This is a genomic window from Collinsella aerofaciens, assembly GCF_040915425.1.
In the GTDB taxonomy this organism is placed as follows: Bacteria; Actinomycetota; Coriobacteriia; order Coriobacteriales; family Coriobacteriaceae; genus Collinsella; species Collinsella aerofaciens_BW.
Window position 1 is genome coordinate 1 of the sequence record NZ_JBCPDN010000072.1, and the last position, 10,402, is coordinate 10,402.

Sequence of the window (10,402 nt, forward strand, 5' to 3'; positions counted from 1 at the left end):
GCTCAAGGCTGAGCATGTCCTGAAGGACGCCACGGCTGCGATCTTCAAGAACACTTACAGCGTGACCCCGACCGATGCAGACCTCGACTTTGACCTGAGCAAGGCCATCGACGGTCGCGAGTGGACGGATGGGGACAAGTTCAGCTTTACCATTACCGCCCCCGATGGGCCCCGCTGCCCGATCCTGCAACCGTGACCGTGAACAAGCACGATGCGAAGGATGGCATCGCCGCCATCAACTTCGGCAAGATCCGCTACACGGCTGCCGGAACCTACAAGTATGAGATCCGCGAGAACGCGGGCAACGCGGCGGGCATGACGTATGACGGACATGTCGCGACCGCCGAAGTGACCGTGACCGAGAACGGCGAGGGCAAGCTGACCGCCAACGTCACCAAGAAGGAAAGCGGCCGCTTCACCAACACGTACCGCACTGAGCTTAACTACACCGCGGCCGGCGGCCTCAAGCTCAGCAAGAGCCTCTCCGGACGTCCTATGACCGAAGGCCAGTTCACGTTTACCGTGACGCCTGCCGACGAGGCCTCGGCCAACGCGCTTGGCCTGCTGCCCGGAGCCAACAACTTCAAGACCCCTGCGACGGCAGAGGCAACGGTCGGCCTGATCGACATCCTGGCTGGCCATGAGGTCAAGTTTACGCAGGCTGACGCCGGCAAGACCTTCACGTACACCGTAGCCGAGAAGAATGACGGCAAGCCCGGTTACACCTACGACGACGCCGTGCGTACCGTGACGATCGCCGTCGCCGATGACGGTGCCGGTACGCTTACCGCCACGACGACCGTCTCCGGCGGTCCCGAGGGTACGCATACGACGGTCCACAAGAGCGGTGAGAACAAGGTCGAGAGTGCCCTGGTTCCGTTCCACAACAGCTACAGCGCTACGACCAATACGCCTGGTGGTACCGCTGCTCAGGTTGTCGCCACCAAGACCCTGACCGGTCGTCCGATGGCCGACGGCGAGTTCTGGTTCGGCATTGCCTATCAGGGCGAGCTTGTGGGCTACGAAAACCTCAAGCCCAATATCGGCGGGCATGTGAGCTTTGATGCGCTGCACTACGACACCGAGATGCTTGCCAATCTTGAGGCGGCTGGGCTTGCCCATCGTACCGACAAGGACGGTAAGCTCGCTTGGACCATTAACTACACGGCCTACGAAGATTTATTCGGGCTGCCGAATGGCGTTTCCGCTACAACGTGGAGCTTTGGCTTTAAGGTTATCGTTGTCGACAACGGTGACGGTACCCTGACGGCAACGGTCGACTACGGTGGCGTCGAGCCCTTGTTCGAAAACGTCTACGGCGCTGAGGCCGTGGATGCCGCACTCATCGGCACCAAGAAGCTCCAGGCAGCCGAGGGCCTGGCCCCGGCCGACATCGCGGGTAAGTTTACCTTTACCGTGACCGCTGACGAGGCGGGTGCCCCGATGCCCGAGCGCACGACCGCAACCAACGACGCGGCCGGCAACGTGGACTTTGGCAAGATCCACTTTACGCTCGAGGACCTCAACCGCGCCCTGGGCGTGACGGACGATGCGACCGATAAGGCCGAGGCAGACGAAGCTGACGAGGCTGAGGCCGACGAGGCAGAGGCTGAAGAGGCCGACGCCACTGACACCGACGAGTCCGATCCCGCAACCCCCACCGCTCCGCGCTCGCACACCTTTACCTATACGGTGACCGAGTCCGGTAGCGCCCCTGGCGTGACTAACGATGCCAACGCCACGCGCAAGGTTTCCTACACCGTGACCGACGACGGCACTGGACATCTGAGCGTCGTGCACGAAGGCGACGACGGTGCGGCCTTCACGTTTACCAACACCTACGGCGTGGCGCCCACCGATTCTTCCGCGACCGATCAGGTCAAGACGGTTAAGCGTCTGACCGGACGCGACCTTTCAGCCGGCGAGTTCACGTTTGAGCTTCTCGAGGACGGCGTGGTTGTTGCAAGCGGCACCAACGACGTCAACGGCAACGTTACGCTGAGCCCGATCCACTACGAGGCACCCGGCACGCACACGTACACGCTGCGCGAGGCTTGCCCCAACGCGCTCGGCCTGTACAAGGGCGTCACCTATGACGGTACGACCTACACCGTCGTGACCACCGTTTCCGACAACGGCGACGGCACGCTGACCGCGACGCACAAGCTCGAGGGAACCACCGAGTCGGCTGGCTTTACCAACAAGTATCACGCCATGCCCACGCAGGTCTCCATCGGCGCCATCAAGGTGCTCGGGGGACGCGAGCTCAAGAAGGACGAGTTTAGCTTTAAGCTCGTTGGCGAGGGCATCGAGTCTACGGTTACCAACGATGCCGACGGTAAGATCAGCTTCGATAAGTTCGAGTACAGCGAGCCCGGCACGCACGTCTACACCATCAGCGAGGTCAAGGGCGACGAGCCCGGTATGACCTATGACAAGTCCGTCTTTACCGCGACCGTCAACGTGGTCGACGACGGTGAGGGTAACCTCAAGGCGAGCGTTACCTATACTAAGGGCGACAAGAGCGTCGAGGGTATCGTGTTCAACAACGCGTACAAGAAGCCCGAGACGCCCGTGCCGATGCCCGATCCCGGCACGCCCAAGACCGTGACGAACATCGTCAAGACGGTTAAGGGTTTCCTGCCCACCACGGGTGACCAGCAGGCCGCCGCACTGCTCATGGCATTTGTTATCGCCATGGCCGGCGTCGGAGCCCTGGTCTGGGGTATCCGTAAGCGCTAGGCACGCTGGCAGCGCCCGGGGCCAAAAGGCCCCGGGCGGCCGGCGGGGAGCCAGAACATAGCCCCCACCCCCACCCCCCCAGCCGCCACGGAGGCATCTCCCTCCTCCGTGGCGGTGCTTTTGTGCGTTGGGGAGGAGGGCGCGCCACGAAAACAGCCCATCTACTACGTTTAATCCCTTACCCCCAACCATGCCGAAAAGCGCGAAAACAAAACCGCAGGTAGAACGCCTGCGGTTTTTCATGAAAAGCGGGTATGGTCGGGGGTATCGGGTCAAACGTAGTAGATGGGCCGATTTCGTGGCGAGCGGTTCCGGCTGATCCCTTGGGGATGGAGGAAAACGGATCATTTTGGTCCCGCGAGGCTGGCGGAGGCACTCGTCCAGGGCCGCCCGAACAAAACTATGCCGGTTTACGGGGCTGAGCCATGAGTTCCCAACCATACCGATATTCGTGAAAATAAAACCGCAGGTAGACAAGCCATCATTTGGCGGAAGCAATGGGTGTGGATGGGGGCCCTGAGTTTAGCCCCGTAATCCGGCATAGTTTTGAAATGGCATTAAATCGATAACAGCTATTTTGCTCTGCCGGAGCGGTTGGCCGTTGGGTAATTACCCTCGCAGATAGGCGATGGCGATTTGGGTGCGGTTGCGCAGGCCCATTTTGGCAAGGATTGAGCTGATGTGGTTGCGCACGGTGCCTTCGCCCATATAGGCGGTGGCGGCAATCTCCTTGTTGTCGAGGCCGCGGGCGATGAGCTCTGCGACTTCGAACTCGCGGTCGGTCAGGCTGACAAAGGCCGCGGGCCGGCGGGTCGTGCCGGCCTCGACGCCCGCCCCATCAAAGTTGATATCCTCGATCGCCTTGCCCTCGAGCACGCGTTTGCCATCCATGACCTGCGTCAACGCGGGAGGGATGGCAGCGACGTCGGTTTTAATCAAGTAGCCGCGCGCGCCCAGTTTGAGCGCCGACACAATGTATTCGTCATCCGAGAATGTCGTCAGAAACACCACGCGCGCCGCAGGGTCGCGCTCAAGGATTTCGCGTGCCGCCGAAAGTCCGTCGCGCCCCGGCATCTGAATGTCGAGCAGTGCGATATCAGGCGCGTGTTCGGCATAGAGCAAAACCGCGTCGTTGCCGTTGGCGCCGGTGCCCACTACCTCGATCTGCGGCTGGGCGCCCAGGATAATCTTGAGCGAATCGACCACCAAGCGGTCGTCGTCGACAACAATGAGCCTCATCGGGCGTCATCTCCTTGCTGCTTAGGAACGGTGGCAAACACGCGCCAGCCGGGGGAGCCGGCACGCGGGCCGGCGGTGAAGGTGCCGCCAAGCGCCTCGATGCGCTCGCGCATGGAGGCGAGCCCCATGCCCTCCGTGGCGCCGCGGCCGCTTGCTTGGACCCCGTCCGCGCCATCGTCGGTAACGATGAGCTGGTAAAACGACGGATGCTCCATGCACCGTACGGTGACGGTCTGGGCGCAAGCGTGGCGCATGGCGTTGGAAAGCGCCTCGCGCAGCACCGCCGCAAAGCAGTTGGCGACATTTGCGGGCGCATGCTCGGCCAAAACTTCAAGCTCAACCTGCGGGCCGCCGTCCGAGCGCGCGCCTTCAACAATGCGTTCGAGCTGCACGGAAAGGTCGACGGCGTTGTCGTTGAGCGCGTGGACGCTGACGCGTACGAGCTGGAGCGCCTCGTCAACCGTGCGTTTGACGTCGGCGAAATCGGCGGCGACGCCAGGCTCGTCGGCGTGGACCACGCGAAGGGCTTCGGCCTGCAGCGAGGCGCGCGTGAGCTGGTGGCCGACGTTATCGTGGATCTCGCGCGCGATACGGGCGCGTTCGGCGAGTGTCGCGAGCTCGACTTCGTAGTCCTGGCGGTCGGCAAGATCGCGGTTGCGCGCTTCGAGCGCGAGGGCTCGTTCCTGCAGCTCGTCGCGGGTACGGCGCATGCGCTTTTGCTCACGCTCCAGCTGGGCTGTGCGCAGTGACAACAAGGTGGCGGCAACCGAAAGGATAGCGGTCAGCAGAAGCGTTCGGGAGGTGAGCGCGTCGGTGCGAAGGTCCGCGACGAGCGCAAGGGCAAAAGCGGAGCCAATGCCCAGCGCGACCCAGGCGTGCTCACGGCGCACGCGCCGCGCGATGTCATAGAAGGCGAGAGGCGCAAACGGCACAAACGGCGGCACGAAGACGGCCGCGATGATGCAGGCGTAGCTCGCGGCCTCGCTCACACGGCGGGCGCGGTTTCCCTGTGCGACCTCGGCCAGTGAGGTGGCAATAACGCCAAGGCAAAACGCCGCAACCAGACGAGCGTCCACAGCAAGGCCCGTGGCGGCTGCGATGCAGCACGCCAGCACGATCGATTTGTCGAATAGCCTGTTCATACGGGTATTGTACGCGATGCCGCGCACGGGGGAGGCACTACCCGGAGCAACCGTGACATTCCTCCCACGCGGCAAAGCGGGGGCGTCGGCGGGCCACGCGACCGAGCCCCCGCACTCGTGACAAAGCTCACTGGTGCGCGCCGGCCGCTCCTGCGATGATGCAATCGTACCGGGCCGCAAGCAACAGAAGGGCCGCCTCATGACAGACATCGTCCACGTCGAAAACCTCGTCAAGCGCTACGACGATCTTATCGCGCTCGACCACTTTAACCTGAGCATCGCCCCCGGCGAGATCTTTGGCCTGCTGGGCCCCAACGGCTCGGGCAAGACCACGTCCATCAACTGTATTCTGCAGCTGCTCGCCTACGACAAAGGCACTATCGAGCTGTTCGGCGAGCCCATGACGCCCGCCCGCTACGACCTCAAGCGCCGCATCGGCGTGGTCCCGCAGCAAGTTGCGGTGTTCGACGAGCTCACGGTGCGTGAGAACATCGACTATTTCTGCAGCCTTTACGTTAGCGACCGCAAGCGCCGCCGCGCGCTGGTGGACGAGGCGATCGACTTTGTCGGGCTGGGCGACTTTGCCAAGTTTCGCCCCGGCAAGCTCTCGGGCGGCCTGGCGCGTCGCCTCAACATTGCCTGCGGCATTGCGCACAAGCCCGAGCTCATCTTCTTTGACGAGCCTACGGTGGCAGTCGACCCGCAGAGTCGCAACGCTATCCTGGAGGGCATCTGCCGCTTGCGCGACGAGGGCGCCACGGTGGTGTATACCAGCCATTACATGGAGGAAGTCGAGCAGATTTGCAGCCGCATCATGATCATGGACGGCGGACGTGTGCTGGCGCAGGGCACCAATGACGAGCTCAAACGCATGATTCAAATGGGCGAGCGCGTGACTGTCGAGGTCGGCGCCGTCGAGACCGCCACGGTCGAGCGGCTGCGCGCCCTCGAGCACGTGCTTTCGGTTGAGCTGTCCGGCGGCGAGCTCGTCTGCACCTGCGAAGCGAGCCCGCACAATTTGGTCGACATCCTCGACACGCTGCGCGCCGCCGATGTGGCGCTCGGCCGCGTGTGGAGCGAGCCGCCGACCCTCAACGACGTGTTCCTCGAGATCACCGGCCGCGAGCTGCGCGACTAGGGGGCAGTCATGTTCAACACCATCATCACTACGGTCAAGACGCTGCTGCGCCGGCCGAGCACGTGGGTCTGGGGCGCTCTCTTTCCCATCGCACTTTCCACGATGTTCATGTTTATGTTTGCGAATCTGAGCTCTGACGGCACGGTCGACCCGGTACCGGTTGCCGTCATAGCGGACGAGGCCTGGGACGCCTCGACCTTTAAGGACGTGGCGACGTCGCTTGCCAAGGAGAGCGACAATCAGCTGCTCGAGATCCACGAGTGCGACGACGCAGCCGATGCGAACCGTGTGCTTAAGGCCGGCGAGGTCGCGGGCATCTATACGGTCGACGACGCGGGCGCACCCAAGCTCACGTTGCTGTCGAGCTACGACAGCTCGCGTGCCTCAACGGTGCTCACCGACCGCAGCATTCTGGAGACGGTGGCAAGCTCGTATACACAAAATGCCGAGCTCATGTCTCAGATTGCCCAGGACAACCCGGCGGCGCTCGCCGACCCGGAGGCGGTTGCGCGCGCCCTGTCGCTCGAGGGCGGCACCCGCCGCGTAAGCCTGACACGCACCACGCCCGATGGCACGGTCATCTACTATTACGCGCTCTTTGGCCTGGTCGCGATGATGTCTGCGGAGTTTGCCGCCTTGAGCGTCGTCGATCTGCAGCCCAATCTGTCGGGCCTTGGCGCGCGCCGCTGCGCGGGCGGTCTTTCCAAAACGGCGTCGCTGGCCGGTATCTTTGTGGGCTCGTGGCTGGTCTCCTTTGCCTCGATGGCGATCGCGATCGGCTACGTGCGCCTGGTTGTGGGCGTCGACTTTGGCGGGCGCGAGGGGCTGTGTCTGGTGGGCGGTGCCGCCTCCGCGCTTGCCGCCACGGGCTTGGGACTCTTTGTGGGCACGCTTCCCGTTAAGGGCGGCAAGGCATCCAAGTCGGGCATCCTCACAGGCTTTGCCACCACGTGCGCTTTGTTCGCTGGGCTCTACGGCGAACCGGCGATGGCGCTTGCCGATGACGTCGCCCGCGCCTGTCCGGCCGAGTGCTGGCTCAACCCCGTCAAGCTCATCTGCGACATGTTCAACCGCCTGTATTTCTTTGAGGACCTGGATCCTTTTGCCGTTCGCGCCGGCGCACTGGTCCTCATGGCACTGCTGTTCGTTGCCGCCGCCACGCTGATCTTTGGAAGGAGCCGCTATGAGCACCTTTAAGACCGCGCTTCGCATGGCGCTCGCTCACCCGTTCTACCTGCTCATCTACACGGTGTTCATTTCGCTGATGGGCGTATTCATCGCGGCATCGGTGAGCTGGAACTCGTCGCAGCTCACCGAGTACAAGCCCTACGACGCCAACGTGATCGTGGTCGACCGCGATGGCAGTGATCTTTCACGTGCGCTCACCAAGCACCTAGGTTCGCGGTTTGACCTGGTCACGGGCGTCGGCGATGACACGTACGACCTTGCGGACGCGCTCTCCAAGAGCAACAGCGCCAAGGGCAGCGCCGACTGCGTGTTCTTTATCCCGGAGGGGTTCGAGGACGACCTGGTCGCGGCTGCCCGCGCGGGGGAGTCCCTGCCCAAGCTCGATGTGACCTACGGTGCCGGCACCATGGCGGCGGCGCTTTCGTCTGCCGAGGCTTCGCGCTGGATCTCGCTCGCGGGCGCTGCAGCCGCACTTGAGCCCACTGCCTCCAACGGCGACGTTGCCAAGGCCGCCGAACATGCCGCTGCAAAGCGCGCGGAGGTCCAGATCGAGCGGGTCAAGGTCGACTCGGCTGCTGCCGCCACGCTCGAGTCGTACTTCAACTTTGGCGCGTACGCGATTATCTCGTCGGTCATCGTATCGGTGGGGTTGGTGTTCTCGGGCATGAACGAGCCCGAGCGCGTGCGTCGTATGGATGCCGGCCCAATCTCCGAGCGCCAACGTTCGCTTGCCGTGTTTGCCGCCGCCGCCGTGCTCACCGTCTGCATCTGGTTTGTGTCGAGCATGATGGGCGTCGTGGGCTTTGCCGGCGCGGTCGCCGAGGTCGGCGTGGGCCGTGTGTGCCTGGCACTGGCGGCGACGTTTGCCCTGGCGTGCACGCCGCTGGCCGTTGGCTTTGCCCTTTCGGGCCTGGGTGCGCGCGAGGAGCTGCTCAATGGCGTGGGCAACCTGCTCGGCATGCTCATGACGTTTTTGGGCGGCGCTTGGATGCCGCTGTCGCTGATGGGCCCGGCCGTGCAGACCGTGGCGCACTTTGTGCCGACATATTGGGTGAACGACGCGATCGGCAAGGCGCTCGCGTCGGACCTGACGTCTGCCATGTTGGGCGACATCGCCTGCGACCTGGGCGTCACCGTGCTCTTTGCCGTGGCCATCGCCGCCGCAGGCCTGGCCCTCTCACGCACCAAATCCCGCGCCTAGTCACCTAGTCATCGGGTACTCATTGGGGACAGACTTAAACGACCAAGAGTGGTCATTGGGGACAGACTTAAACGACTAGTCATTGGGGACAGTCTTTGCCGAACCGCCGGCTTGCCGGCCGGGTTGCCAAGGACTGTCCTCAGCTGCCGGCAGAAAGGGAACGTCCCTAACTGCCGGGTGGCGAAAGAGTGTCCCCAACAGCTAGTCATTTAAGAACGTCCCCAATGACTAGTCTGAAATAAAATCCAGGCCTCGCCCAAAAATAGTTCGCCAAGGTTTACTATTATGTTCATAAAGTAGTACAAGGCTAACAATGGGGGATATCATGGCAACGCGGGAGGCCTACGTCCAGGTTAAGGATCTCAAAAAGCACTACGGCGATGGAGATGCACGCCTGACGGTGCTCGACGGCATCGACACGTCCATCAACCGCGGAGAGATCTGCGTCATGCTGGGGCCTTCGGGTTCGGGCAAGTCGACGTTTCTTAACCTGATCGGCGGCCTGGAGGATGCCGACGGCGGCTCCATCATGGTGGACGGCTGCGACCTCACGGTGCTCAAGCCTACCGACCTGGGCGAGTATCGCCGCCGTGAGCTGGGTTTTGTCTTCCAGTTCTACAACCTGGTGCCCGATCTCACCATCAAGGAGAACATCGAGGTCACGGCGCACCTGTCCAAAAACCCGCTCAATGTCGACGACCTGCTGCGTTCGCTGGGCCTCTACGAGCACCGCAACAAGTTCCCGCGCCAGGTCTCGGGCGGCCAGCAGCAGCGCTGTGCCATCGGCCGTGCGCTCGTCAAAAACCCGGGCCTGCTGCTGTGCGACGAGCCCACCGGCGCGCTTGACTACAAGACGTCCAAGGAAATCCTGCAGCTCATGGAGGATGTCAACCGCACCTACGGCTGCACCATCATCATTGTCACCCACAATGCCGCCATCGCGCACATGGCCAATCGCGTGCTGCGCCTGCGCGACGGGCACATCGTCGAGGATGAGCTCAACGAGTCGCCCGTTGCGGCCGCCGAGCTCGATTGGTAGGCGGCGCCATGGCACCTCTCGCAAAACGTCTCCCGCGCGAGCTGCGCCGCAATATCGGCAAGTACCTGGGCATCTTTTTGCTTATGTGCGGAAGCATCGCTCTCACCTCGGGTTTTTTGCTCGCAGCGCATTCCATCGGCTGCCTTATCGATGACATGCGCGATGCGTACGCGATTGAGGACGGCCGCGTGACCACCTCCTTCGAGGCTACCGACGATCAACTCAAGGCCGCCGAGGATGCAGCCGGCGACGTCGGCGGCGTCACGCTCTACAAGAATTTCTCCATCGACGCCATCATCAAAAAGACCGCCGGCGACGACGGCACCAAGCGCACGCTGCGCACCTATGCGCACCGCGCTAAGGTGGACATTGCGTCCTACTGTGAGGGCAAGGAACCCAAGGCGGATGACGAGGTGGCCATCGACCGTGTCTTTGCCACCAATAACAACCTGTCCGTGGGCGATAAAGTCGAGCTCGAGGGTCGCACCTACACCATTTGCGGCATCATGACCCAGCCTGATAGTCAGGCGCTGTTCCTCAACAATTCGGACTTTACGGTGAACACCATCACGTACGGCGTGGCCGAGGTCACCGATGGCGGCTTTGCCGCGCTCGAAGATGCCGGCGGCGCACCCGCCTACACCTACTCCTTCACCTTTACCGATCGCGACCTCCCCACCGCGGACCGCATCGACGCCGAGCAAGATATGGTC

General features: G+C 62.9%; 8 protein-coding genes and 1 pseudogene. 7 read left to right on the forward strand and 2 right to left on the reverse strand.

What is annotated here, in order from left to right:
• On the forward strand, positions 1-196 hold a 196-nt coding region (locus AB5164_RS08910), incomplete at its 5' end, for a hypothetical protein (protein WP_368147998.1).
• A 2-nt stretch (positions 197-198) separates the two neighbouring features.
• A complete protein-coding gene (locus AB5164_RS08915) occupies positions 199-2,742 on the forward strand; it encodes a Spy0128 family protein (RefSeq protein ID WP_368142629.1) in 2,544 nt (847 codons plus the stop codon).
• A gap of 609 nt (positions 2,743-3,351) precedes the next feature.
• Here AB5164_RS08915 and AB5164_RS08920 read toward each other — a convergent pair.
• Both AB5164_RS08920 and AB5164_RS08925 read right to left on the reverse strand, forming a co-directional pair.
• Complete coding sequence (locus AB5164_RS08920; protein ID WP_195445595.1) at positions 3,352-3,981, reverse strand: response regulator; 630 nt, start codon at positions 3,979-3,981, stop codon at positions 3,352-3,354.
• Complete coding sequence (locus tag AB5164_RS08925) at positions 3,978-5,123, reverse strand: sensor histidine kinase (RefSeq protein WP_368142628.1); 1,146 nt, start codon at positions 5,121-5,123, stop codon at positions 3,978-3,980. Before AB5164_RS08925 ends, AB5164_RS08920 begins: the two co-directional genes overlap by 4 nt.
• 199 nt (positions 5,124-5,322) lie before the next feature.
• On the opposite strand from AB5164_RS08925, the gene AB5164_RS08930 reads away from it, so the two are divergent.
• The 5 genes and pseudogenes from AB5164_RS08930 to AB5164_RS08950 all read left to right on the forward strand — a co-directional run.
• A complete protein-coding gene (locus AB5164_RS08930) occupies positions 5,323-6,261 on the forward strand; it encodes an ABC transporter ATP-binding protein (protein WP_368140736.1) in 939 nt (312 codons plus the stop codon).
• Positions 6,262-6,270: 9 nt separating this feature from the next.
• Positions 6,271-7,458: an ABC transporter permease gene (locus tag AB5164_RS08935; RefSeq protein WP_138374328.1), complete on the forward strand. Its 1,188-nt coding sequence runs from the start codon at positions 6,271-6,273 to the stop codon at positions 7,456-7,458.
• Complete coding sequence (locus AB5164_RS08940) at positions 7,445-8,650, forward strand: ABC transporter permease (RefSeq protein ID WP_368142627.1); 1,206 nt, start codon at positions 7,445-7,447, stop codon at positions 8,648-8,650. The genes AB5164_RS08935 and AB5164_RS08940 overlap by 14 nt, the downstream gene beginning before the upstream one ends.
• Before the next feature lie 325 nt (positions 8,651-8,975).
• Complete coding sequence (locus AB5164_RS08945; protein ID WP_055310722.1) at positions 8,976-9,689, forward strand: ABC transporter ATP-binding protein; 714 nt, start codon at positions 8,976-8,978, stop codon at positions 9,687-9,689.
• An 8-nt stretch (positions 9,690-9,697) separates the two neighbouring features.
• Positions 9,698-10,402, forward strand: a pseudogene (locus tag AB5164_RS08950) (ABC transporter permease); the annotation flags it as partial.